Raw genomic sequence first — 24,251 nt, forward strand, 5'->3', positions numbered from 1 at the left:
GGCAGCCTGAGGCCATTACAGAAGACGGTCACCACGTTTTCTGTTATCGCGATTCATGATGAAATGGAGGTCGTGTTCGATCCGGTACATCTACGGAGCTTCCTCGCCGTCGAGCGGGAGCGCGGCTTCACCGCGGCCGCCCAGCGGCTCGGCCTGCGGCAGTCGACGGTCAGTCAGCACGTCGCGCGACTCGAGAAGGAGATCGGGCGGCGCCTGTTCGTACGCGACACGCACAACGTCGAGCTCACGGCGGACGGCGCCGATATGGTCGCCTTCGCCCGCGAGATCCTCGATCGCCACGATGCCGCCCGCAGGCACTTCTCGGAGTCACCGCTCAGCGGCCGGCTGCGTTTCGGGGTCTCCGAGGACCTGGTGCTCTACGAGCTGCCGTCGATCCTCGCCGAGTTCCGGCGCAGTCATCCCCGCATCGATCTCGAACTCACCGTGGATCTGAGCGAGGATCTGCAGCGCCGGCTCGACGACAACGAACTCGATCTGGTCTTCGGCAAGCGCCGACCGGGCAGCCGCCACGGCGAGATGATCTTCCGCGAGCGCCTCGTCTTCCTCTCCGCCCCCGACTACATCCTCGACCCGGACGAGCCGACACCGCTGGTGTCCTATCCATCGCCGGCCCTGACCCGCGACATCGCGCTCGAGGTCCTCCAGCGCAGCGGGCGCGGTGTGCGCGTCGCGTGCACGACCGACAGTCTCAACGGCCTGCGCGCCGCGGCGCTCGCCGGACTGGGCGTGGTGCTGCACGCCGAGCGGCTTCCACCACCCGGTCTCGTCCCGGTGCGCGATCCCCGACGATTGCTTCCCGATGCGGGTGAGATCGAGTTCGTGCTCATGGCGCGCCGTTCCGTACTCAGCGGTCCGGAGGCGGCACTGCGGGCGGCTATCCTCGCGAATGCGGATCGCGTGCGCGTGTGACGGTGTCGCGGATGGGTATTCCTGTGTCACGCCCGCTGGGGGCGGCATTTCTCACGCCGCAGGAGGAACCGTGTCCACAGACGCGATCGTGTTGCTGAAGGAAGACCACAAGGAGATCAAGAAACTCTTCCGCGACTTCCGGAAGGCCGAGGGGGAGAAGGAGAAGGGCAAGATCGTCGACAGGATCATCGAAGCCCTCACCGTGCACACCTATCTCGAGAACGAGTGCATGTACCCCGAGATACGCTCCCTGCTTCCCGATCTCGAGGACGACATCCTCGAGTCGTACGAGGAACACCACGTCGCCGATGTGCTCGTCGTCGAACTGGCCGGGATGAAGCCCGACGCAGAGCGTTTCGACGCGAAGACGACGGTCCTGATCGAGAACGTCGAGCATCACATCGACGAGGAGGAGGACGAGTGGTTCCCCAAGGTGCGCGAGGCGCTCGGCCGTAAGCAATTGCAGGACATCGGTGCTCGTATGCTCGAGATGAAGAAGGACGCCCCGCGGTCACCGGCACAGCCGTCCGCGCTGAAGAAGACGATCGACGCGGTGATCAGCTGACGGTGTGCTGCGGCCGGGCGAGGGAGGCGCCTCGTCCGGCCCGGCTCGCCCGGTAGGCGTCGCGCCGTGTCTCGACGAGCCAGCCCGGCCACGGATCGACGAATCCGGGGCAGTGGACGGTCGGATCGAAGGACGGCTGCTCCGAATCCTTTTCGGGCAGGCGGCGACTCAGCGTCAGGCGTCCCGCCGCTTCGAGAGGGCCGCGGGCGGAACCCACCAGGAGGGAGAACTCGAGCGGCACCTCGAGCGCCTGCACCGAGGTCGTCGAGGACGGATGCCGCCCGCGCGGAACGGCAGTGATCCACCGCGGCGTGGGATCGCTGTCGGTCCGATAGGCCATGAGTGTGCTGTAGCGGGCAGTCGACCACGAGCGGGCCGGCACCAACGTCACCCGGCCCGGCAGGTAGGCCGATGCGAGCAGGACGTCCCACGGGCCGGTCTTCGAGGCGAAGCGCACCGCGAGACCGAGCACGTCCGGCATCCCGTCCGGCGTGCCGATGCCTCGCGACACCCGGGCGATCACCGGGGTGGGGCGGGGGATCTGCTGCGGCCACCAGGACGACTCGAGTTCGGCCATCCCTTCGAAGGTCTCGCCGCGGGGATGGAACACGCGTGCTCCGCGCAGCGCGGATCCCACTCGGAACGGCACGGACAGCGCCGACGACAGAGCAGTCATGGGGATGGCATACCCGTCGGTCTGTCGGTTCAATCGCGTTCGTCACTCCCTACCCCGGCAGCGTCCGAGTCGGTCACGATGGAATGCATGCGTTCACCGTTGCCGGACTATCTGACCGAAGTCCTCCGAGGATGTGCCGACAGTTCGGGCACACTCGCCGACTACATCCCCGAACTGGCGAGGGCCGACCCGGACCGGTTCGCACTCACCCTCGTGACCGCCGAGGGCGCGATGTACTCCGTGGGCGACGACGACACCGAGTTCACGATCCAGTCGATCTCGAAGCCCTTCGTCTACGGTCTCGCACTGCAACAGAGAGGCTTCGGCGCCGTACTCGACGTGATCGACGTCGAACCTTCCGGGGAGGCGTTCAACGAGGTCTCCCTCGAACGCAACACGGGCCGTCCGCTGAACCCGATGATCAATGCCGGTGCGCTCGCCGCACACGCCCTGGTGCTCGACGACAGGCCGGTCGAGGACTCGGTGGAGGACATCCGCTCCCTGCTGTCGTCCCTGGCCGGTCGCGACCTGGCGATCGACGAGAAGGTCGCGGCCTCGGAACTCGAGAACTCCTATCGCAATGTCGCCATCGCCAATCTCCTTCGGGGATACGAGGTTTTCGAGGACGATCCCGACGAGATCGTCGAGGGGTACATCCGGCAGTGCTCGGTGACGGTCACGACCAAGGACCTCGCGATGATGGCCGCGACACTCGCGGCGGGCGGTGTGCAACCCGTGACGTGCGAGGAGATCTTCTCGCGCGACGTGGTGCGTCAGGTGTTGTCGGTGATGGCGACCTGTGGGATGTACGACGCGGCGGGGGACTGGCTCTCCACCGTCGGTATCCCCGCCAAGAGCGGCGTATCCGGAGGAATCATAGGAATCCTACCGGGACAGTTGGGTATTGCGGCGTACTCACCGCGCCTCGACGAGCACGGCACCAGCGTCCAGGGCGTCGCGGCCTTCGGTCGTCTCTCCCGTGACATGAGCCTGCATCTGATGGACGCGCCGATGGTCGCGCACTCGGTGTTGCGCAGACGACATGTCATCGGTGAGGGTGACGAGTCTCTCACTCTTCTGGAGCTGCAGGGCGACCTCCAGTTCACCAGTGCCGAGGGTCTCGTGACGGCCGTGGTCGACGATCCGGTGAAGACGAAACGCCTGGTCTTCGACCTTTCCCTCGTCCGCACGGTCCTGCCTGTGGGCCGAAGGATGTTGCTGGAGATGATCGGTCGGCTCCATCGGGACGGTGTGGAGGTCGTCGTGATCGACCCCGAAGGGCATCTGCCCGATCCCGACACCGGCTACGGCTTCCGGCCGCAGGTCCACGCCTCGTGGGAAGACCTGGAGGCGCAGAGGTGAAAGGGCATTCGGCACGAAAGTGACGTGAGGGACGGCTGTGAAACTTTCCGGCACCACGGGTGGCGTTCACGCCGAGCACTGGGCTACGGTGTCGTGCGGTGTGCCTGAGGCCGGCGGCGAAAGACGCTCGTACCCCACGAAAGAAGATCCATTCATGCCGTTCCGTGAATCCCTCGTCGTCCCCGGAACCGTCCGGGTAGGAGGATGATGGCGTTGCTCACACGTTCGCCCTATCGCTGCCCCGGAGACGGCAGTGTGATCCATCAGGCGTGCGCAGGACTGCTGACCTACTGGAAGCGTCCCGTCGAGGAGCACGTCGCCCGCACTTCGCTGGGCGACACCTATGTGCTCACTACAGGTCCTGCCACCGCACCGCCGATCGTGGTGCTCGCGGGTGGCGACCTCCCTGCGGCGGGGCTGCGTCTGCTCGCCGAGCAGTTCGGCGAGCACCACCGGGTGGTGCTCGTGGACGTCCCGGGCCTTCCCGGTGCGAGCGCGGGCAGCCGGCCCGACAGCCGGATCCACGCCGTCTACGGCCACTGGCTGGTCGAGGTGCTCGATGCGCTGGGCGTCGAGCGGGTTCCCGTGATCGGGCTCGGCTGGTCGGCATCGGTAGCTGCTGCGGTGGAGGATCCCGACCGGATCGAGAAGCTGGTGATCGCCGCCCCGCTGGGGCTCGTCCCGCGCGTCCGGTGGAACCGCGCCCTCATCCCCGGCCTGCAGTGGCGCAACGAGCCCAACCTCGAGAACACCGAGCGGTACCTCCGGGCACTCGCCGGATGCGACTACCGGCCCGACGAACAGACCCTGCGGTGGTCCTGCCGCGTCGGCGCGTATTGCACGTCGCTGACGAACATGCCCCGCATCGATCGGGCCGTGCTGCGCCGCTGGCGTGGGCGTCCGGTCGAGGTCGTCGTGGGTAGCAAGGATCCCCTCGTGCAGGTCGACGCGCTGAACAAGCTGGCAGACGACATGGGCGCGCATTTCGTGACGCTTCCCGAGGCGGGTCATCTCCTCGCGGTCGAGACGCCGGCAGCTCTGGCGTCCATGGCCGCTGCTGCATCGGTAACGGAGGGCTGAGGCCCGGGACTCGGAAGAACCGGGTCACGAAGAACTGGGTCGAAAGTGGCGATGTCGGGCTGCCCCCGACGGGCGTAGCTATCAGTCCGGCATCGCCACTTCCGGTCACCCTCCCAGTGGAACCCGAGCGGTCGGATACCCACCTGAGGGCTGCGATAATCCCCGGATTATTACGGTTTGGTCACGGGGACACCTACGACCGTACCACCTGAACGCCGAGTCGTTGCAGATGTGTGTGTCGGCGCGTCACACATCCGCGATCACGGGGCTCGGTCACATCACGCCACGGCGCTGTCGGATCACGCCACAGCGGGACTCCAGTCGACGACGACCGACCGTGCGCCGATGTATTCCAGCAGGTCGCGGACCGGTCCGCCGAAGCGGAGCTGCCGGGCGACCTCCAGCTCGTCGAGGTCGTCGTCCTCCGTGCCGACGAGGATCCCGTTGATCACGTTGCGGGCCGCGGACACGACGAGTGTCTCCTCCTCGGCCACCCGGACCGGTACATCGTTCTCGCCCGCCACCGCGCCGACCGCCACGGCCACGTAGTCCCTGTCCTCGTCCGCGTCGTGATACGCGACCAGACGGCCGTGCAGCACGGACTCGGGCAGGATGCGGTCGAGCGTCACACCCGAGGGAACGCTCTCGTCCTCGGGACGGATGCTCGGACCGGATGCGGCCGGTGTGGCCGGGGATGCCGTGGGCTGCGCGGCTGCGTACAGGGGTACACGCCGAGACGTCCAGCCGAAGTAGGTTTCGCGTTGCGCATACATCGCACCTGCGCCTCCTCGATAGGACTTCGTCTCTACCTCCAGTGTGCTCCGGGCCACCGACACGTTCTGCAGCCCCGAAGGAGGCGTTCCGAGGGGTCGTACGAGCTAGTCGCGCGAGGCCCGAACGCCGGGTGAGACGAGCAGTCGGCCGAGGACCGCGAAGAGCGCGAGGATCACCAGCGAGCAGATCCCGGCGAGGGCGGCACCGCCCACGACCAGGGCGTAGTCGCTGCGCGCGAGACCGTCCACGATGGGCCTTCCCACCCCGCCGAAGCTCACCGCGGCGGCGATGGTCGCGGTCGCGACGATCTGCACTGCGGCGGTGCGCAGGCCGACGAGGATCAGCGGCAGAGCCACCGGGAGCTGGGCCCGCAGCAGGATCTGGGACGAGGTCATCCCCATCCCGCGGGCGGCGTCGGTCAGCGCCGGGTCGACCCCGCGGATCCCTTCGTAGGAGTTCAACAGGATGGGTGGGATCGCGAGTGCCACCAGCGGCACCATCACCGGAACCAGCCCGATCCCGTACAGCACGACCAGCAACACGAGCAGGCCGTAGGTGGGAAGGGCGCGTGCGGCGTTCGCCGTGAGGGACACGAACACGCCGCCGCGGCCCGTGTGACCCGTCCACAGACCGAGCGGCAACGCGAGGAGCACGGAGATCACGAACGCGAGCAGGGTGTAGCCGAAGTGCTGGGCCAGTCGCGTCGGGATCCCGGACGCGCCCGACCAGTTCGCGGAGTCGCCGAAGTACTCGGCCAGATAGTTCAGCAGCGTCGTCATCGGCGCACCTTCGAGGTGCGGCGCATCCACGGCGTGGTGAGACGCTGGACGAGCACGAGCACCGCGTCGACGACCAGTGCCATCACGACGGTCGCGATGATGCCGATGATCGCCAGATCGAGCCGGTCGAGTTGCACCGACGCGGTGAACAATGCCCCGAAGGCACCCATGCCGATGAGCGCTCCGACGCTCACCATGCTGATGTTCGCGACGGTCGCGACGCGCAACCCCGCGACGACCGCGGGGATCGCCAGCGGCAGGTCGACGGTGAGCAACCGGCGCGGCGTCGAGAATCCCATCGCCACCGCCGACTGGCGGACACTGTCGGGCACGGCACGCAATCCGTCGACGACGTTCGGGACGAGGCCCGCCAGGGCGTAGACGGCCAGCGGAAGAATCACCGTGGTCCGGCTGATCCCGGTGAACGCGATGAGCAGGACGAAGAAGGCAAGCGACGGAATCGAGTACAGGACGCTGCAGACCGCGAGCACCGGGGCGTACACCCGCGGCCACCGCACGCACGCGAGGCCCAGCGGCAGGGCGAGGACGAGGCCGAGCAGCGACGCGCCGAGCGCCATGACGAGATGATCGCCGAGCAGTTCCCAGAACGTCCCGAGATAGCCGGGAATCCGCAGGCTCACCGCGACTTCCGCATCTCGAGCGGAGACGGGGTGCCGGCCTCTCTGTGGTTGTGCGCTGCGCGGACCGCCGCGGCCACCTCTTCGCTGCTGATCACCCCGAGCGCACGTCCGTCGTCGTCCACCGCCACGGCATGACCCGACGGTGAGAGCACGGCCGCGTCGAGCACGGCGCGCAGCGGATCCCGCCCGGGAACGAACGGCCTTCCGGCCGGCAGGAATTCCGTATCGGCACTGCCGTCGTGCCACCCCGTCGGGCGTCCGTCGTCGTCGACGACGAGAAGCCAGCCGTCGCCGACGGCGAGTTCGGCGGCATCGCGGGTGACGATCGGGTCGGTGCGCAGCGGCAGGTCGGCGGACGAGAAGAACGACATGAGCCGCACACCGCGATCGACGCCGAGGAATCCGGCGACGAAATCGTCGGCGGGGGAGGTGAGAAGCTCCTCCGGTGTCGCGTACTGGGCGAGCACCCCGCCCGGTCGCAGGACGGCCACGCGGTCGCCCAGTTTGATCGCCTCGTCGATGTCGTGGGTGACGAGCACGATCGTCTTGGCCAGCACCGATTGCAGGCGCAGGAGTTCGTCCTGCAGATCCTTGCGGACCACGGGATCGACCGCGGAGAACGGCTCGTCCATCAACAGGATCGGAGGATCGGCCGCCAGCGCGCGGGCCACACCGACACGCTGCTGCTGCCCGCCGGACAGCTGAGACGGATAGCGTTGCGCCAGTTCCTTTCCGAGTCCGACCCGGGTGAGCACGTCCATCGCGGTCGCGCGGGCCTCCTTACGGCTCGCGCCGAGCAGTCGGGGCACGGTGGCGACATTGTCGACCACCGTGCGATGGGGGAACAGTCCGGCGTGCTGGATCACGTATCCGATGCCGCGGCGCAGGATCCGGGGATCCTCGTCCCGGACGTCGCGGCCCCCGACGAGCACACGCCCGCCCGAGGGTTCGACCATCCGGTTGATCATGCGCAACGAGGTGGTCTTCCCGCAGCCCGACGGTCCGACGAACACCGTCAGGGTGCCCGTCGGGACCTCCAGCGAGAGTCCGTCGACGGCGACGGTCCCGTCGGGATATCGCTTCTCGACGTTGTCGAATATGATCACGCGGCACCGACTTCCGTCAGTTCAGATCGTTCTGCTGCAGCCACTCCTCGGCGACGACGTCGATGTCGCGGCCGTCGGTGACCACCTGTCCGACCAGGACGACGAGGGTGTCGGTGGTGAGCTTGTCGGACACGGCGTCGATCTTCGCGACGTCGTCGTCGTCGAGATCGGCGCGGTGCACCAGTGGGGTGACGTTCTGGGCTCCGAAGATCGATTCCGGGTCCTCCAGCGCCACAAATGGTTCGGTGCTCAGCGACGGATCGGTGGTGAAGATGTTCGCGGCCTGCACGGTGCCGTCCGAGAGCGCGCGGATGGTGATGGGGCCACCGGTGTCGGTGGGGACGAATTCGCGGAACTCGACCCCGTACACCTCGCGCAGACCCACGACACCCTGCCGGCGCGTCTCGAATTCCGGCGGTCCGCCGAGGGCGAGTTCGCCGGCGACCGGCGCGAGATCGGCGATGCTCACCAGGTTGTAGCGCTGCGCGGTCTCCTCGGTGACGACGAGGGCGTCCTTGTTCTCGCCGGGTGCGGAGGCCAGGATCTCGAGTCCGTCCGGAAGGGCTTCGGACAGGGCCTCATTGACGTCCTCGGTCGTCGAGGCGGTGCTGTCGGGATCGACCCGGGCGAGCAGTGCGCCGTTGTACTCCGGGACGAGTGTGATGGCACCCGAGGCGACCTGGTCGTAGTAGATCTCGCGGCTGCCGATGTTGAACTGGCGGGTGACCTCGGAGCCTGCGCTCTCGAGTGCCTGCGAGTAGATTTCCGCGAGCAGGACGTTCTCCGGGAAGTTCGCCGAACCGACGACGATCGCGCCTCCGTCCGCTGTATCCCCGGCGAGGGGATCCTCGTCTCCACCGCCGGAACAGGCGGCCAGGGCGAATGCGTACACGGCGAGAAGTGCGGTGGTGCGTGCGAAGCGTTTCACGGGTTGCTCCCTCGGATGCGGCACGGTCGGTTTTCGACTCTATCCCGGCGGATACCCACTGTGCCGGATTTGTCACGAGTGGATCACCAGTCGTCGCCGGCACGCTCCGAGGTCGCGAGGGTGAGGATGCCGCTCTCGAGGCGGTATCGGCTCATCGAGTCCAGTGCGGGGGCATAGGCGTGCACGGTCACCGCCGGGACGGGACCGTCGTTGACGACCTCGTGCACGTGCCGACCGTCGAATCGACGCGTGGCACCCGTCGACAGACGGGTGCGGGAGAGTGTCACGCGTTGCCCGGGAAGGTCTTCCGACCACGGCTGGTCGACGGTGTCCTCCCGGACCCGTCCCTGTGCCACGGCGAACGCACCGGCGCTCCCACCGTGATCGTGAATCCCGGTGCGCTGCCCGGGAAGCCAGCTCAGCAACCACACTTCGTAGTCGTCGGCAACGGCGAGCCGGGTGTACCAGCGTTCGGTCTCGTCGAAACGGACGAGCGGCCGCCGGCGGGAGACGTCCGCGGCGATGTCACGGACGATCTCGGTGAGATCGACGCGCACGGAGGTGGACAGAAGAGCAGCAGGCATCGTGGTTCCTCGAAACGGGAGCCGGACGGGGCCGAAGGGTCGTCCGGGCAGAAGAAGTGGGGTCGGGCCGGGATCAACGACAGGCGCGACAACCACAGAAACCACCGGCGATGCGGACGTAGTCCACATGTAGCCTGCGATGCCGCAGGGTCGCCGGAAGATGCATGCCGATCACTTCAGCGGCCGGATGCGGCGCTGTCAAGGTTTTCACTCGTGTGACGTTCGGAACCACCGGGCCGGATTGCGTCGCCGTACGGGCTCGTCGCGCTCGTCGCCGAACAGCAACGGTGCAGCGTACGGACGGTCCGACCCGAGCACGACGCGGTCGCGGCCGAGCCCGGCCGCCACGGCCTCGACGATCTCGGGACCGTACGACGAGGTGTCGACGAACACTCCGGCCGACGGGATCGTCGCCGGTCCGCCGCGCGCGGCCATCCGGTCGGCGTGCAGCGGAGCGAGCCCGGCGAGCATCGCGAACCCCACGCGCAGTCCGGGGAGGCGAGGGGCCCCGTACTCGTGCCAGGCGAACCACGCGGTGTGCATCTGCGCCACGTACGACACCATCGCCGGCCACCACGGCGGAGCCGACGGGTCGGCCGCGGCGGGCCCAGGATGCACGAAGAGGGGAGCGCCGACGCGGTCGAGTTCGTCGAGGAGTGGGGCGCACCGCGCGTAGCCGTCGGCATCCGCCAACTCGGTGGCGGGAAGTTGGAGGCCGACGCAGCCCGCCCCGAGCACCGCGCGCAGCGCCGCGGGATCGGGATCGTCGATCGACGCCGCCGCCCATGCCCCGAACGGGTGCGGCAGCGCGAGCACTCCCTCGTGGTAGGCGTCGAGCAGGCCGGCGGCGTCGGCCGCGGGAAGCGTTTCGATCCCCAGCGGGCTCGACAACGACACCAGCGCCAGGTCGATGCCGTCCTGCGCCGCGAGCTCGGCCCGCCGGGCGATCGAATGATCCTCGGGTCGCACCTCGTACGGGGGCTCACCGTCGAGGTACAACGTCCATCCGACGAGCCGCGGCGCACGGGTGCGTGCCCGCAATGCCGCGACGAACGGTGCCGGCCAGACGTGCTGGTGGACGTCGACGCGGGGAGCGGTCATGCCGTCAGGATGACAGACCGCCCCGCCCACGGCCTGCGTCGCCTACTGTCCCGCGCCGCGGGGGACCCATCGTTCGTGCAGCTGTCCGCGTCGGATGCCCGGACTCGTCCCGGGCGTCGCGAGAGCGGGGGTGGGTGCCGAGTGACGGCTTCCGACCGCCGGCTGCGATCCGGATGCCGGGTCGGCGTGGAACTGCTCGCCGTACTCCGAAGGGGGATCGGGCAGGCGGCGCGGCCGATCGATCCGGTACGGATCGTCGTGGTTCCTGCCGGTTCCCTTGAGCAGGCTGGTCGGCAGGTAGATGCTCGCGGTGATGCCGGCGTTGGTGGACGAGTCGAAGGTCGGACGCAGACGCACCGTGATGCCGTGACGATCGGCGAGGCGCGCGACCACGAACAGACCCATTCGCCGTGCGGCACCGGATCCGGCTTCGCCGTCCGAACCCAGCCGCATGTTGATGTCGGCGAGTTCGTCTGCGGGAATACCGATTCCGCGGTCGGCGATCTCGAGGAGGAGGCCGCCGTCGACGGCGCGGGAGAACGCGAACGCCACGGTGCTCTCGGGCGGTGAGGCGCGCAGCGAGTTGTCGAGGAGCTCGGCGATCATGTGGACGACGTCGGTGACGGCGCTGCCGACCAGATTGCCGTCCGGCGCATTTCCGATGTTCACGCGCTGGTAGTTCTCGACCTGCGAGACGGATGCGCGCAGGACGTCGACGAGCGGTGTGTCGGGGACGCGGCCGAGGCGCTGGCGGGTACCGGCGAGGACGAGCAGCGAGTCGCCCGTGCGCCGCATGCGGGCGGCGAGGTGGTCGAGCGCGAACAGGTTCTGCAGACGCGTCGGGTCGCGCTCTTCGTGTTCGAGCGAATCGATCAGCGCCAGTTGCTGTTCCACGAGCGTTTTGTTGCGGCGGGCGAGCGTTTCGAGCATCTCGTTGACCTGGCGGCGCAGCTGGGCCTGTTCGCCGGCCAGGCGTAGGGCACCTTCGTTCATGCTGTCGACGGCGCGCGCCACCTCGCCGATCTCCTCGCGGGTGTGGACGCGGATCGGATCCAGTGTGACGGATTCGATCTCGGCGCCGTCCTTGATCGCAGCGAGTGCGGCGGGCAGATCCTGTTCGGCGGTGCGCAGGGTGTCGTCGCGCAGTCGGCGCAACGGCCGGACGAGCGACATCGCGATCACGATCGCCAGGGTGAGGGCGAGCAGGAGGATGATCGCGACACCGATGGCGTTCTTGAGGGCTTCGGTGCGTGCTTCGGCCGCGAGGTCGTCGAGGGCGGTCACGGCTCGGGTCGCGGAACCGGCGACCTCCTCCTGGTAGATCATGAGGCTCTCGAAGATCGACCCGCGCAGGGCGGCGACGTTGCCCGCTTCGTTGTCGAGGTTGGCCGTGATGCTGCGGCGGTTCTCGAGCTGGGTCATCAGACCGTCGACCCGGGAGGCGTCGGCGGCCTCGTTCTCGACGAAGGTGTCGCGGAGGACGGCCAGTCGCGCGGACTCGACACCGAGGGCGTTGTTCCACATCAGCAGGGCACCGTCGGTTCCGGCGCTCAGCGCGGAGTATGCGAGGACCTGGTCGAGCAGGGACCACTGGGTGTCCCACAGGTCGAGAAGTGTCGCGCTCTCGCGCTGGACGGTGGGGTCGTCCGTGGTGGTGGTGATGGCGCGGTAGGCAGCCTGGGCGCGGCTGACGAATCCTTCGGCGCGCTCGCTGGCCACGGTCGGCGCCAGGGTTCCCGACGACGCGCTGTCGAGCAGGCTCTCGCCCTCGGCGAGCATGCGGTTGATCATCGCCGCGATCTGCGGATCGAGATCCTTGGCGTCGATGTGGTCGCGCAGCGTCGCGGCGGATTCGCGGGCGACCTGGGCACCGTTGTCGACGGGCAGTGACAGGATCGTCGCTGCGGCGGCGCCGGTGACACTGGTGGCGTAGTCGGCGAGGGTCGGCAGGATGGAGACGTTCTCGGCGGCGGCGCTGTAGGTGTCGTTCTCCTGGTAGAGGTCGTAGACGCGGAGCGAGCCGTACAGGGTAGCGGCGACGAGGGGGACGGCGACGACCGCGGTCATCCTGCGCCACAGACGCCAGTTGTCCGGCGTGTGCTGCCGGAATTTCTTTATGAGACTCACAACGTTTCGCCCCCGAACCTCTCTACCTGCCTGAGTCGGCGGCCGGCCGAAACTGGACTTCGGCAAGTAAAGAATTTCGCCTTCGAAATTCGGGCCAGGGCGAATCACGGTTCGCTGCCGTCAGGACGTGGGTCAGAGTAGGTAGTACTTCGTTGCGCTCACAAGATCGCCGTCCAAGTCCGATAGCTGGTATTCGGCCTTGCGTATACATCACGGTCGTGCGCTACGATGCCGCCGGAATTTTCCGTTCCGCCGGGTTTCGATGTCAGGGGGGCGCATGGATCTGCGACGGGTCGATCTCAACCTGCTCGTCGTCCTCGATGTCCTGCTCTCCGAACGCAATGTCACGCGGGCGGCGCGGCGACTGAACATGTCGCAGCCGGCCACGAGTACGGCTCTCGCCCGGTTGCGCAAGCAATTCGACGATCCGCTTCTGGTGAAGAGCGGCCGCACACTGCGTCCCACCGCGCGGGCGCAGGCGATCGTCGAACCGCTCCGTGAGGTGCTGCGGACCCTCGAGCGTTCGGTGCTGGCCGCACCCGGTTTCGACCCCGCGACGGATTCGCGCACCTTCACGATCATGACCGGCGACTACGCGGAGATCACCCTTCTGCGCATGCTGGTGCGGGGGAGCACCCCGGCCAACATCCGTTTCGATCTGCTGCCGTTCAACGGTGCCGGTCTCGATGCCTTCCGCCGGTTCGAGATCGACCTCGCGGTGCTGCCGGGATACGTCCTCGAATCCCCGGAGTTCGAGACCTGCCGGAGGCAGGTCGTGCTGACCGACAGATTCGTCGGGGCGGTCTGGTCCGGCCACCCGTACACCGGCACCAAGCTCACGCGCGAAGTGCTCGGCCGCTACCCGCTGCTGTCCTACGCGCAGTATTCCGACGACACCAACCTCGGCCGCGCGCTGCTGCGTGCAGGAGTGGTGGCCCGGATCGGCGCAACCAGCGGCAACCTCGCGGTTCTCCCGTATGCCCTGGAGAACACCCGCATGATCACCTTCCTGCCCGAGCGCATGGCCCGGCACGTCGCCGAGGCGGCGTCCCTGCGCATCCTGGAACCGACCTTCCAGCTGCCGCCCCTGCGCGAATTCGCGGTGTGGCACGCCGAGCGCGATGCGGATCCCGCGCACGCCTGGCTCCGCGCGCAGCTCGATCCGGTCGGGCGTCGCCGCGTCGCAGCACAGGCGGGCTGACAGCGACGAACGCTGCGAACCGGCCCGTTCGACGGGTCCGATCCGCAGCGTTCGAGTGGATCCGGCGTGGGTCAGCGTCCCGATCGACGCTGGAGGATCACCGCGATGACCACGACGAGAATCGCGATCACTCCCACCGGCGCGACCCGCGTCGCGACCGATCCCTTCGCGTACTGCATGAGGTCGAGCGGTTCGGCCTCGGGCTGCGGGGGCGCGGCCGGGGAGGGAGTCGTCGACGGCGTGGGAGGCGTCGAGGTCATTGTCGGTGCCGGTGAGGCGCTCACCGGGCTGGGCGGCACCGACTCGTTCGGCCGCGCCTGCGCGGAGTCGTCGTCCCCGGCGCCGGGCCCGACGAATGCTCCACCGGCAGGCTCGTCGCCCGAACCTGCAGCGGTGAGCGGCGGGCTCGCCGGCACGGATTCGTTGGGCTGCGACTCGGCTGCCTCAGCGGTCGCCGCGGAGGAGGAGGACGTGGAGGAGGCCGCCGCTTCGGGTCCGAGCTTCTTCGACAGGCAGTCCGCGAACTGTTCGAGGATCTTCCCACCGACATCCGAGATCATCCCTCGTCCGAACTGGGCGGGCTTGCCGGTGATCTTCATGTCGGTGTTCACGATGCCGTCGGTGCGGTCGCCGTCGCCGGTGAGGGTGACGGTGATGGTCGCGGCCACCGTGCCGTTGCCCCGGGTGTCCTTCGCATTGGCTTCGATGACCGCCCGGCGGGCGCTCTCGTCCTTCTCGACGTACACGCCGGTGCCCTTGAACGTGAGCGCCACCGGTCCGAGCTTCACCTTGACGGTCCCGGTGAACGTGTCGCCGTCGACCCCGGTGAGCGTCGCGCCCGGCATGCACGGCGCAACCTTCTCCGGATTCAGCAGGGCGGTCCACACCTCGTCGACCGGGGCGGGAACGGACAGTGTGTGTTCGAGTTGCATGAGGTCCTTTCCGAACAAGTGGTCCGGGATCTCGGTGTTCGGCGTGGAAACGCCTAGACCCCGGAGGCAGTGGTGACCGCTCGGCGGGTGAGTACCCGGGCGAGGTGGCTCCGATACTCGGCGTCGGCATTCCCGTCGGTCATGGGAGCCGTGCCGTCGGTGGCGAGCTCGGCGGCCTCGCGGATCGTCTCTGCCGTCGCGGGTTTGCCGACCAGCGATTCCTCGACGCCGCGTGCCCGGACCGGAACGGCCGCCATGTTCGTGAGCGCGATCCTCGCCCGCTCGATGGTGCCGCCGGACGCCTGCAGGGTCGCCGCGACTCCGACGATCGACCACTGCTGGGCCGCGCGATGGAACTTCTGGTAGCGCGCCGACCAGCCCGTGTGCTTGGGAATCCGGACCTCGACGAGGATCTCTCCGGGTTCGACCGCGGTCGTGAAGTAGTCCTGGAAGAAGTCGTCCGTCGCGATGGTGCGACGCCCTGACGGACCCGCCACGGTGAAGGTCGCCTCGAGCGCCACGGCCGGCGCGGCGAGATCTCCGGCCGGATCGGCGTGCACGAGCGCCCCGCCGAACGTGCCGCGGTGCCGGATCTGAGGATCGGCGACGGTCGCCGTCGCCTCGGCCAGCAACCGTGCGTGCTCCGCGACGAGCGGGTCGTGCAGCACGTCGTGGTGGGTGGTGGTCGCGCCGATCACCAGGGCGTCGCCGTCGTCGCGGATGCCCCGCAGTTCGGGGATCCTGCCGAGGTCGACGAGCACGGTCGGTGCCGCCATCCGCAGTCGCAGGACGGGCATGAGGCTCTGCCCACCGGCGATGACCTTCGCGTCCTCACCTGCCTCCGTCAACGCGGCGACCGCTTCGTCGACGCTCGAGGGGGCGACGTAGTCGAACGGAGCCGGAATCATTTCGTGCCTCCTCGGGCGTCGCGGAGCGCGTGCCAGATCCGCATCGGTGTACAGGGCATCTCGACGTCGGTGACGCCGAACGGCCGGACCGCATCGAGTACGGCATTGACGACGGCCGGGGTGGAGGCGATGGTTCCTGCCTCGCCGACACCCTTGACACCCAGCGGATTACCGGGTGCCGGGGTGTCGGTGCGATCGGTGACGAAGGGCGGCAGATCCACCGCGGTGGGCAGCAGATACTCCGCGAACGACGAACTCAGCAACGTGCCCGACTCGTCGTGCACCGCCTCCTCGTACAGGGCCTGGGCAATGCCCTGGGCGAGTCCGCCGTGCACCTGACCCTCGACGATGAGCGGGTTCACGACGTGGCCGACGTCGTCGACGCACACGTACTTGCGGATTCGCGCGTGCCCCGTCTCGGTGTCGACCTCGATCGCGCACAGGTGGGTGCCGTGCGGGAACGAGAAGTTGTCGGGATCGTAGGTCGCCTCGGAGTCGAGGTTCGGTTCGACACCGTCGGGCAGGTCGTGCGCGGCGAACACCGCGAGCGCGACGTCGGTGAGCCCGACGGACTTCGAGGTGCCCTTCACACGGAACTGTCCTGCCTCGAAATCCAGATCGTCCTCGGAACATTCGAGCAGGTGTGCGGCGATCGGCCGGGCCTTGGCGACCACCTTCCCGGCGGCCTTCACGACAGCGATGCCGCCGACGGCGAGTGAGCGGGAACCGTAGGTGTCGAGACCGCGCGGTGAACTCTGCGTGTCGCCGTGCAGGATCTCGATGTCCTCGAACGGGATTCCGAGCCGGTCGGCGACGATCTGACTCCACGCCGTTTCGTGGCCCTGACCGTGGGCGGACGAACCGGTGACGACCTCCACCTTGCCGGTCGGGAGCATGCGGATCGCGGCGTGCTCCCAGCCGCCGGCGCCGTAGGAGAGCGAACCGAGCACCCGCGACGGGGCCAGGCCGCACATCTCCGTGAACGTGGAGACCCCGAGACCGAGCTGCACCGGGTCGTTGCGCTCGCGTCGTTCGGCCTGTTCGCGTCGTAATGCGTCGTAGTCGAACAACTCTCGTGCCTTGGCGGTCGCGGCCTCGTAGTTGCCCGAGTCGTAGGTCAGACCCGCGACGGTGTCGAACGGGAACTCCTCGTGCTTGATCCAGTTCTTCTCGCGGAGCTCGAGGGGATCCATGGACAGTTCGACGGCGAGCTCGTCCATGATGCGTTCGATCGCGAAGGTGGCTTCGGGGCGTCCGGCGCCGCGGTAGGCGTCGGTGGGCACCTTGTTGGTGAACACGTTGGTGCACGCGAACCGGTACGAGTCGAACTTGTAGATGCCGTTGAACATGAATGCGCCGAGGATCGGCACACCCGGGGTGACGAGACGCAGATAGGCGCCCATGTCGGCGAGCAGTTCCACTTTCAGGCCGGTGACGGTGCCGTCGCGGCGCGCGGCGAGGGTCAGCTTCTGGACCTGGTCGCGGCCGTGGTGCGCGGCGAGCATCGACTCGCTGCGCGTCTCGGTGTACTTGACGGGCTTGTGCAGGCGACGCGCGATGAGGAGCGTGAGCACCTCCTCCGGGGTGACCTGCAGCTTGCCACCGAAACCGCCGCCCACGTCGGGAGCGATGACGCGCAGTTTGTGCTCGGGGAGACCGAGTGTCATCGCGAGCATCAGCTTCAGCACGTGTGGGACCTGGGTGGCCGACCACATGGTGATCTGCGAGGCGGTGGGGTCGACGACGACCGACCGCGGTTCCATGAAAGCGGGGATGAGCCGCTGCTGCCGGAAGGTCCGTTCGACGATCACCTCCGCGTCGCGGATCGCGTCCTCGACGTTGCCACCGCTACCGGCCTCGGCGGAGTCGAACACCCACGTCGCGCTGACGTTGGTGCCGAGATCGGGGTGGACGAGATCGCCGTCCTGCGCCGCGCTCTCGAGATCGAGCACGACCGGCAGGTCCTCGTAGTCCACATCGATCGCATCGAGGGCGTCGTGGGCCTCGTATGCGCTGCGGGCCACCACGACTGCGACGGCTTCACCCGCGAAGTGCACGGTGTCGACTGCGAGGGCCGGGGCGTTCGGGGTCTTCATGTCCTCGGTGATCGGCCACGCGCACGGCAGGCTGCCCTGCTCCTCGGCGAGGTCGGCACCCGTGTAGACGGCGACGACCCCCGGCTTGCCCCGGGCCTCGGAGACGTCGAGGCCGGTGATGCGGGCGTGCGCGACCGGGCTGCGCAGGATCGCGGCGTGCAGCATCCCGGGGAGCACGATGTTGTCGGTCCAGCGTGTGCGGCCGGTGATGAGGTGTTCGTCCTCCTTGCGGCGGCGTGCCCGGCCGAGTTCGGATTCGCCGGTTCCCTCGTCGGTGGTGGGATCCACGGTGCTCGTCATCGTCATACCTCCTGCGTGGCGGCCGGGTTCTCGCGCAGTCGCTGGGCGGCGTCACGCGCAGCGGCCACGATGTTCTGGTATCCGGTGCAGCGGCACAGATTTCCTTCGAGGCCGTGCCGGACGTCCTCGTCGCTCGGATCGGAGTTCTCGGAGAGCAGGTCGATGGTCGCCATGATCATCCCGGGCGTACAGAAGCCGCACTGCAGGGCGTGCTTCTCGCGGAACGCCTCCTGGACCGGATGCAGGCTGCCGTTCGTGGAGAGCCCTTCGACGGTGGTGACCGCGTGTCCGTCGGCCTGTACCGCGAGCACCGAGCACGACTTGACGCTGTGGTCGTCGAGCAACACGGTGCAGGCGCCGCAGTTGCTCGTGTCGCAGCCGACCACCGTGCCCACCTTCCCGAGTCGATCTCTGAGGTAGTGGACGAGAAGCAGTCGCGGTTCCACGTCGTCCGTGTACTGCGTTCCGTCTACGGTGACAGTGATGCGCATCGGTCCTCCAAGTACCTCGCGTAGCGCAGTGATACAGATCACTGACACTCTGCTGCATATCGCGCGTAGAAAGGACCCGAATCGCCGAAATCGCCTTCGTGCTCGCGTCGATCGGAGGCGGAAGCCGCCACGAGAGGAACCGCATGACCCGTCGCCTCGAGGACAAGGTCGCCTTCATCACCGGAGTCGCGCGTGGTCAGGGCCGCGCCCACGCGGTCCGGCTCGCGCAGGAGGGTGCGCAGATCGTCGGTATCGATCTCGCCGGTCCGCTGCCGGGTGTTCCCTACGATTCCCCCACGGTCGGGGACCTCGACGAGACGCGCCGGCTGGTCGAGGCGGAGGGCGCGAAGGCGCATCTGGTGCAGTGCGACGTCCGCGATCTCGACGGTACGAAGGCGGTGCTCGAAGAGGGTGTCGCGCAGTTCGGCGGTCTCGACGTCGTGGTCGCCAACGCGGGGATCTGCATCCCGCAGACGTGGGACGAGATCACCTCCGAGAGCTTCCGCGACACCCTCGACATCAACGTCACCGGTGTGTGGAACACGATCACCGCGGCCGCCCCGTACCTCATCGCCCGCGGCGGCGGTTCGATCGTCGTGACCAGCTCGCTCGCCGGCGTGAAGCTGCAGCCGTTCATGGTGCACTACACGACCAGCAAGCACGCCCTCGTCGGGATGGCGCGGGCCTTCGCCGCCGAACTCGGACAGCACGACATCCGGGTCAACAGCATTCATCCGGGCGCGGTGAACACGCCCATGGGATCGGGTTCGATGCGCGAACGCATCGCGCAGACGGCCGAGAGCAACCCCCGGCTCGGCGGCATGACCATGCCCTTCCTGAACAAGTACATGGCCGAGGCGGACGAGATCGCGAACATGGTCGCCTTCCTCGCGTCCGACGAGTCCGCCTTCGTCACCGCCCAGAGCTTCGCGATCGACGGTGGTGCTCAGTACTTCTGAGCGCCGATGTGCTCCTCGTGGGCATGGATCGGTCCGCGTGTCTCCGCGAGGCGGCCGCCGCCTCCACCCCAGCGCAGCGCGATGATCTCGGCGGCGATCGACACCGCCGTCTCCTCCGGGGTGCGGGCCCCGAGGTCCAGGCCGATCGGCGACGACAGGCGTGCCAGTTCCTCCTCGGTCAGTCCCGTCTCCCGCAGACGCTCCATCCGGTCGTCGTGCGTGCGGCGCGACCCCATCGCTCCCACGTAGGCCACGTCGAGCCGTAGCGCGACCTCGAGGAGCGGTACGTCGAACTTCGGGTCGTGGGTGAGCACCGTGATGACGGTGCGGGCGTCCACGCGTCCGGCCTCGGCCTCGGCGGCGAGATAGCGGTGCGGCCAGTCGACGATCACCTCGTGGGCGCCGGGGAAGCGGGCCTCGGTGGCGAACACTCCACGCGCGTCGCACACGGTCACCGTGTAACCCAGGAACGAGCCGAGCCGGGCCATCGCCGACGCGAAGTCGATCGCCCCGAACACGATCAGCCGCGGTGGGGGCTGGAAGACGTTGACGAACACCGACATCCCCTCGCCGCGACGCTCACCGTCGGTGCCGTAGCGGAGGGTGCCCGAGCGTCCAACCTCGAGCAGGCCGCGCGCGTCGTCGACGACGGCGTCGTGCATGCGGGACGAGGCGAGCCGGCCGTCGGCGCGGTCGCGCCACACGACCATCCGTCGTCCCCGTACCGCCGGGTCGGGATGGGCGGTGACGGTCGCGAGCGCGACGGGTTCGCCCGCGCGGACGGAGCCGAGCAGGTCGGTGAAGGCGGGGAAGGACGCGGCGTCGATCCGTTCGACGAAGACGTCGATGATGCCGCCGCAGGTCAGGCCGACGGAGAACGCGTCGTCGTCGGAGACCCCGTAACGCTGCAGCACCGGCTGCCCGCTGTCGATGACGGACCGGCCGAGTTCGTAGACGTCGCCTTCGACGCATCCGCCCGAGACGCTGCCGGTGACGGTGCCGTCCTGCGCGACCAGCATCGATGCACCCGGTCCCCGGGGCGCCGAACGGAAGGTCGAGACCACGGTGCCCACCGCGACGGCCTCCCCGTCCCGGTACCGCCGGTCGAGCTCGTCCAGAATTTCACGCACGCCGAACCTCCTCGAGAAGTTCTTCCAGTGTCGCGAGGCTGTGTCCCGCGAGCAGACGATCGATGTGCGGCAGGGCCGCGGAGATACCCGACTGGATCGGTTCGTATCCGGCGCTGCCGGCGTGCGGGTTCACCCACAGCACGCGGTGCGCGAGGCGATGCAGCTGCGCCATGCGTTCCCCGAGCAGCGAGGCGTCGCCGCGCTCCCAGCCGTCGGAGAAGATCACCACCACCGCGCCGCGCGCGAAACCCCTTCGCCCCCAACGGTCCAGGAACGCACCGAGCGTGTCGCCGAGACGTGTCCCACCCGCCCAGTCGGGAACCGCACGCGAGGCCCCGGCGAGCGCGATCTGCGGGTCGCGGGCACGCAGCGCCCGCGACAGGCGGGTCAGCCGCGTGCCGAGGGAGAACACCTCGGTGGACGACGGTGCGGCACGCGTGACGACGTGCGCGAACCGCAGGAGCGCGTCGGCGTAGGGACTCATCGAACCGGACACGTCGATCAGCAGCACCACCCGGCGCGGTCTCGTCGCCCGTGCACGGTGCCGCGGCCGGACGGGTTCGCCTCCGCTCGCCAGCATGTCGCGCAGGGTGTGCCGCGGGTCCACCGGCCCGCGGCGGGAGGACTTCGACCGCAGTCCCCGGCGCGTCGGGGGACGGGGCTGCAGCCGCGCGAGCAGTTCGGCGAGGTGAGCGCGTTCGGCGGTCGTCAGTTCGGCCACGTCGCGGTGCCGGAGGACGTCGGTGTCGTCCGCCGCGACCTGCAGTCGTGGCGCGTCGTCGCCGGAGTCGCCGTCGGCGCCCTCGCCGCGGGACAGCGCCGCGATCCGTGCGGTGCGGGTGCGTTGCCCGTGGGTGCGCGAGCCGGTGGGGACGGTGTCGCCGAACCAGTGGACGAAGGTCGCGTCGTAGCGGGCCGTGTCGTCCGGGGTGCGGCACAGCGTCGCGCGGCCCGCCCAGTAGACCTGGACGGGATCCCCGACGTCGACGTGTGCGAGGGCGTCGAGATAGGTAGCGGTGGCATCGAGGGCGACGGGCAGACCGGCGGCAGCGAGGGCGCGGCAGAAGCCGGCCAGCCCGACGACCGGACCGGGGGCGGTCGTCATCCGGCGCTCGAGAGGTCGAGTCCGGCGCGGGTGACCCGGTCGATGTCCTCGCGGTACTTCAGTACGGCACCGAGTGTCGCCGCGGCGGTCGCCGCGTCGAGGACGTCGCGGTCGAGGGCGATCAGTGCGCGCGCCCAGTCGAGGGATTCGGCGATCCCCGGGGGCTTCAGGAGGTCCTGTTCGCGGAGCGAGCGCACCGCGTGGGCGATCTGCTCGGCGAGCGGGTGCCCCAGACCGGGCAATCGCCGCTGCAGGATCGCGACTTCGCGTTCGAGATCGGGATGCTCCACCCAGTGGTACAGACAGCGGCGCTTGAGCGCGTCGTGCACCTCACGGGTCCGGTTGGAGGTGAGCACCACCAGCGGTGGGACCTCCGCGCGGATCTCGCCCAGTTCGGGGATCGTCACCGCGTTCTCGTCGAGTAGCTGGAGCAGGAAGGCCTCGAACTCGTCGTCGGCGCGGTCTATCTCGTCGACGAGCAGCACGCACGGCGAGTCGGTGAGCGCCTGCAGCAACGGGCGGACGAGGAGGTAACGCTCCGTGTAGAGGGAACGCTCGGCGGTATCCGCATCGAGCACACCGTCGCTCGCCGCTTCGAGCGAGCGCAGATGGAGCAACTGCCGGGGAAAATCCCAGTCGTAGAGGGCTTGCGAGGCGTCGATGCCCTCGTGGCACTGCAACCGGACCATCGGCAGATCCAGGGACTGAGCGAGAGCCGCTGCGAGCGAAGTCTTCCCGGTTCCGGGTTCGCCTTCGCAGAAGAGCGGCCGGCCCATACGCATCGCAAGGAAGACGACGGTCGCCAGTCCATCGTCGGCGAGATATCCCGTGGTCTCGAGAGCAGCCGAGAGTTTCTCGGGTGAATCGATACGCGTCGCGTCGCCGGTCATGAAGCGAGCCTAGATGCTCCCCCGCCTCCCGACCGGCGACTGCGACAACTATCGGCTCAACCGTCGGCGTGCGCGAGCGGCGCGAACTCGCCGGTGAACAGTGTTGCGCATCCGGGGCACAACGTCGTCGGATGGGTGGCCCAGCCGTTCATCTGGGCATAGAGCTCTGCCTGCAGTTTGCTCTGTGCGGCAGTGCGGTAGCAGTGATCGCAATGGTCGCAACGGAAGACCCACCGGCCACCGGAGAGCGGGTCGCGGTGCGGCATCATGTCCACCTCGATATCAATAACTCGATCAATAACTCGGTATCCGCGAATCGATGTCGTGGAATGGTCGGATCGTGCCGGTTCCTCTCAGGGAACCGACTTGCCCATGACGCGGGCCCACCATCCGTCCAGCGGGCTCGGATCGGGCCAGCGGATCGTGTCGTCTGCGATGTGATTAGGCCGGAATACCGTGTCCTGCTGTCCCTGTCCGATATTCGGTGAATCGTGCTGTGCATTGCGCACTGAGGTCACCCCTTATTGCTATCGGTGCGTCACTTGGCGGACGCACTCCTACGCACCTCTGAGGCGTTCTTGAATCTTAGCCCGGTTCTCCTGAACCGGCCCGGTCTTTCTGCTGTTTGCGCAGGTAGAGGAGGTCTAGGAAGTATGCGGCGGGGGAGGGGGTCTGCTGTCCAGAGTGGAGCGCAGACGGTCGTTGTCCTCCCTGAGGGCCGCGTTGTTCGCCTCGAGTTCGAGGATCCGGGCGATTCCGGCGATATTGATTCCGGAGCCCACCAGTTCGACGATCCGTTGGACGATCTCGAGATCGTTGTCGCTGTAGCGGCGCGTTCCGCCTGCCGTGCGTTCGGGGTTCAGCAGCCCTCGGCGTTCGTACAGGCGCAGGGTCTGCGGGTCGAGTCCCGACAGTTCGGCGGCCACCGAGATGCCGTAGACCCCGCGCCGGGCGCGTAACGGATCTGGCGTCATCGTTTCCTCCGGAGTCGGGGTTCTCGGGTCGCGCCGCGGTCACCCGCAGCCTTGACCGAACCTTATCACAGGGCCATAATAAATCTGTGTCTACAGACACAGATAATCAAACAGAGTGTGGCCGTCACGAACGGCCGGACAGTCGGAGGTGACAGACCGATGTTGATGCGCACCGACCCCTTCCGCGATATCGATCGTTTCACGCAGCAGGTGCTCGGCACCATGGCACGGCCCGCGGTGATGCCGCTCGATGCATGGCGAGAAGGCGACCGTTTCGTCGCCGAGTTCGACCTTCCGGGCGTCGACGCCGACTCGATCGACCTCGATGTCGAACGCAACGTGCTCACCGTGCGCGCGGAACGTCCGGAAGTCGACCGGGACAAGGAATTCGTCTCCACCGAGAGGCCGCGAGGCGTCTTCACTCGTCGGCTGTTCCTCGGTGACACTCTCGACACCGATCGGATCGAAGCACAGTATCGCGGTGGTGTTCTGCGCCTGACGATTCCGGTCGCAGAGAAGGCGAAGCCCCGCAAGATCTCCGTGATCGACGCGGAGACGAACGGCCAGGCCGCGATCGAGAAGTGAACCGCTACGACGAACCGGGTCCGGGAT

Annotated in this window: 25 protein-coding genes; 7 read left to right on the forward strand and 18 right to left on the reverse strand. The window is 68.2% G+C overall.

From position 1 onward, the window contains the following. The first annotated feature begins 63 nt into the window (after window positions 1–63). The gene (locus ACNJ7K_RS07240) at window positions 64–930 is read left to right on the forward strand and encodes a LysR family transcriptional regulator (protein WP_487041417.1); all 867 of its coding nucleotides are present in this window, start codon (window positions 64–66) and stop codon (window positions 928–930) included. Window positions 931–1,000: 70 nt separating this feature from the next. Continuing rightward, window positions 1,001–1,495 carry a hemerythrin domain-containing protein gene (locus ACNJ7K_RS07245; protein ID WP_159417173.1) on the forward strand — a complete coding sequence of 165 codons (495 nt, stop codon included), beginning with the start codon at window positions 1,001–1,003 and terminating at the stop codon, window positions 1,493–1,495. Here ACNJ7K_RS07245 and ACNJ7K_RS07250 read toward each other — a convergent pair. Next, window positions 1,488–2,171 carry a phosphodiesterase gene (locus ACNJ7K_RS07250; protein ID WP_487041418.1) on the reverse strand — a complete coding sequence of 228 codons (684 nt, stop codon included), beginning with the start codon at window positions 2,169–2,171 and terminating at the stop codon, window positions 1,488–1,490. The genes ACNJ7K_RS07245 and ACNJ7K_RS07250 overlap by 8 nt on opposite strands. 87 nt (window positions 2,172–2,258) lie before the next feature. Here ACNJ7K_RS07250 and ACNJ7K_RS07255 point away from each other — a divergent pair, with 87 nt between their 5' ends. Together ACNJ7K_RS07255 and ACNJ7K_RS07260 are read left to right on the forward strand one after the other, a co-directional pair. Further along, window positions 2,259–3,533, forward strand: coding sequence for a glutaminase (locus tag ACNJ7K_RS07255; RefSeq protein WP_487041419.1), 1,275 nt, complete (start codon window positions 2,259–2,261; stop codon window positions 3,531–3,533). Between the two features lie 207 nt (window positions 3,534–3,740). After that, window positions 3,741–4,613: an alpha/beta fold hydrolase gene (locus tag ACNJ7K_RS07260; protein ID WP_159417176.1), complete on the forward strand. Its 873-nt coding sequence runs from the start codon at window positions 3,741–3,743 to the stop codon at window positions 4,611–4,613. A 299-nt stretch (window positions 4,614–4,912) separates the two neighbouring features. On the opposite strand, the gene ACNJ7K_RS07265 is transcribed toward ACNJ7K_RS07260, so the two are convergent. The 8 genes from ACNJ7K_RS07265 to ACNJ7K_RS07300 all read right to left on the reverse strand — a co-directional run bounded on the left by ACNJ7K_RS07265 (window position 4,913) and on the right by ACNJ7K_RS07300 (window position 12,653). Then, window positions 4,913–5,386, reverse strand: coding sequence for a hypothetical protein (locus tag ACNJ7K_RS07265; RefSeq protein ID WP_159417177.1), 474 nt, complete (start codon window positions 5,384–5,386; stop codon window positions 4,913–4,915). A 105-nt stretch (window positions 5,387–5,491) separates the two neighbouring features. Next, window positions 5,492–6,166, reverse strand: coding sequence for an ABC transporter permease (locus ACNJ7K_RS07270; protein ID WP_174246965.1), 675 nt, complete (start codon window positions 6,164–6,166; stop codon window positions 5,492–5,494). Continuing rightward, on the reverse strand, window positions 6,163–6,807 hold the full coding sequence (locus ACNJ7K_RS07275) for an ABC transporter permease (protein WP_159417179.1): 645 nt from the start codon (window positions 6,805–6,807) through the stop codon (window positions 6,163–6,165). The genes ACNJ7K_RS07270 and ACNJ7K_RS07275 overlap by 4 nt, the downstream gene beginning before the upstream one ends. After that, window positions 6,804–7,913, reverse strand: coding sequence for an ABC transporter ATP-binding protein (locus ACNJ7K_RS07280; protein ID WP_159417180.1), 1,110 nt, complete (start codon window positions 7,911–7,913; stop codon window positions 6,804–6,806). Before ACNJ7K_RS07280 ends, ACNJ7K_RS07275 begins: the two co-directional genes overlap by 4 nt. A gap of 16 nt (window positions 7,914–7,929) precedes the next feature. Further along, window positions 7,930–8,841: an ABC transporter substrate-binding protein gene (locus ACNJ7K_RS07285; protein ID WP_192378596.1), complete on the reverse strand. Its 912-nt coding sequence runs from the start codon at window positions 8,839–8,841 to the stop codon at window positions 7,930–7,932. 83 nt (window positions 8,842–8,924) lie between these two features. Further along, window positions 8,925–9,425 (reverse strand): cysteine dioxygenase, encoded by a 501-nt coding sequence (locus tag ACNJ7K_RS07290; protein WP_268654870.1) that lies wholly within the window; start codon window positions 9,423–9,425, stop codon window positions 8,925–8,927. Between the two features lie 207 nt (window positions 9,426–9,632). Continuing rightward, window positions 9,633–10,526 carry an amidohydrolase family protein gene (locus ACNJ7K_RS07295; protein WP_159417183.1) on the reverse strand — a complete coding sequence of 298 codons (894 nt, stop codon included), beginning with the start codon at window positions 10,524–10,526 and terminating at the stop codon, window positions 9,633–9,635. A 42-nt stretch (window positions 10,527–10,568) separates the two neighbouring features. Then, the gene (locus ACNJ7K_RS07300; protein ID WP_487041420.1) at window positions 10,569–12,653 is read right to left on the reverse strand and encodes a sensor histidine kinase; all 2,085 of its coding nucleotides are present in this window, start codon (window positions 12,651–12,653) and stop codon (window positions 10,569–10,571) included. 277 nt (window positions 12,654–12,930) lie between these two features. On the opposite strand from ACNJ7K_RS07300, the gene ACNJ7K_RS07305 reads away from it, so the two are divergent. Further along, a complete protein-coding gene (locus tag ACNJ7K_RS07305) occupies window positions 12,931–13,854 on the forward strand; it encodes a LysR family transcriptional regulator (protein ID WP_120280857.1) in 924 nt (307 codons plus the stop codon). 71 nt (window positions 13,855–13,925) lie between these two features. On the opposite strand, the gene ACNJ7K_RS07310 is transcribed toward ACNJ7K_RS07305, so the two are convergent. Genes ACNJ7K_RS07310 through ACNJ7K_RS07325 form a run of 4 tightly spaced genes read right to left on the reverse strand, consistent with a single transcriptional unit; the run spans window position 13,926 to window position 18,581 of the window. Then, window positions 13,926–14,786 carry an SRPBCC family protein gene (locus ACNJ7K_RS07310; RefSeq protein ID WP_120283792.1) on the reverse strand — a complete coding sequence of 287 codons (861 nt, stop codon included), beginning with the start codon at window positions 14,784–14,786 and terminating at the stop codon, window positions 13,926–13,928. A 53-nt stretch (window positions 14,787–14,839) separates the two neighbouring features. Continuing rightward, on the reverse strand, window positions 14,840–15,694 hold the full coding sequence (locus ACNJ7K_RS07315) for an FAD binding domain-containing protein (RefSeq protein WP_487041421.1): 855 nt from the start codon (window positions 15,692–15,694) through the stop codon (window positions 14,840–14,842). Beyond that, window positions 15,691–18,090 carry a xanthine dehydrogenase family protein molybdopterin-binding subunit gene (locus ACNJ7K_RS07320; protein WP_487041422.1) on the reverse strand — a complete coding sequence of 800 codons (2,400 nt, stop codon included), beginning with the start codon at window positions 18,088–18,090 and terminating at the stop codon, window positions 15,691–15,693. Before ACNJ7K_RS07320 ends, ACNJ7K_RS07315 begins: the two co-directional genes overlap by 4 nt. A gap of 2 nt (window positions 18,091–18,092) precedes the next feature. Beyond that, window positions 18,093–18,581: a (2Fe-2S)-binding protein gene (locus ACNJ7K_RS07325; protein ID WP_120280856.1), complete on the reverse strand. Its 489-nt coding sequence runs from the start codon at window positions 18,579–18,581 to the stop codon at window positions 18,093–18,095. Between the two features lie 143 nt (window positions 18,582–18,724). Here ACNJ7K_RS07325 and ACNJ7K_RS07330 point away from each other — a divergent pair, with 143 nt between their 5' ends. After that, complete coding sequence (locus ACNJ7K_RS07330) at window positions 18,725–19,540, forward strand: mycofactocin-coupled SDR family oxidoreductase (RefSeq protein WP_487041423.1); 816 nt, start codon at window positions 18,725–18,727, stop codon at window positions 19,538–19,540. On the opposite strand, the gene ACNJ7K_RS07335 is transcribed toward ACNJ7K_RS07330, so the two are convergent. From ACNJ7K_RS07335 to ACNJ7K_RS07355, 5 genes are all read right to left on the reverse strand, one after another. Further along, window positions 19,528–20,670, reverse strand: a complete 1,143-nt coding sequence (locus tag ACNJ7K_RS07335; protein WP_487041424.1) for an XdhC family protein — start codon at window positions 20,668–20,670, stop codon at window positions 19,528–19,530. The two genes, ACNJ7K_RS07330 and ACNJ7K_RS07335, sit on opposite strands and share 13 nt — an antisense overlap. Next, window positions 20,663–21,775 (reverse strand): vWA domain-containing protein, encoded by a 1,113-nt coding sequence (locus ACNJ7K_RS07340; RefSeq protein WP_487041425.1) that lies wholly within the window; start codon window positions 21,773–21,775, stop codon window positions 20,663–20,665. The genes ACNJ7K_RS07335 and ACNJ7K_RS07340 overlap by 8 nt, the downstream gene beginning before the upstream one ends. Then, complete coding sequence (locus ACNJ7K_RS07345; RefSeq protein ID WP_487041426.1) at window positions 21,772–22,665, reverse strand: AAA family ATPase; 894 nt, start codon at window positions 22,663–22,665, stop codon at window positions 21,772–21,774. Before ACNJ7K_RS07345 ends, ACNJ7K_RS07340 begins: the two co-directional genes overlap by 4 nt. 56 nt (window positions 22,666–22,721) lie before the next feature. Beyond that, window positions 22,722–22,934, reverse strand: coding sequence for a hypothetical protein (locus ACNJ7K_RS07350; RefSeq protein WP_037190626.1), 213 nt, complete (start codon window positions 22,932–22,934; stop codon window positions 22,722–22,724). Window positions 22,935–23,309: 375 nt separating this feature from the next. Further along, window positions 23,310–23,639, reverse strand: a complete 330-nt coding sequence (locus ACNJ7K_RS07355; RefSeq protein ID WP_026061371.1) for a MerR family transcriptional regulator — start codon at window positions 23,637–23,639, stop codon at window positions 23,310–23,312. A gap of 159 nt (window positions 23,640–23,798) precedes the next feature. On the opposite strand from ACNJ7K_RS07355, the gene ACNJ7K_RS07360 reads away from it, so the two are divergent. Further along, window positions 23,799–24,224, forward strand: coding sequence for an Hsp20/alpha crystallin family protein (locus ACNJ7K_RS07360; RefSeq protein WP_016693268.1), 426 nt, complete (start codon window positions 23,799–23,801; stop codon window positions 24,222–24,224). Window positions 24,225–24,251: the final 27 nt, after the last annotated feature.

This window comes from Rhodococcus shunpengi, from assembly GCF_048381395.1.
Taxonomy (GTDB): Bacteria; Actinomycetota; Actinomycetes; order Mycobacteriales; family Mycobacteriaceae; genus Rhodococcus.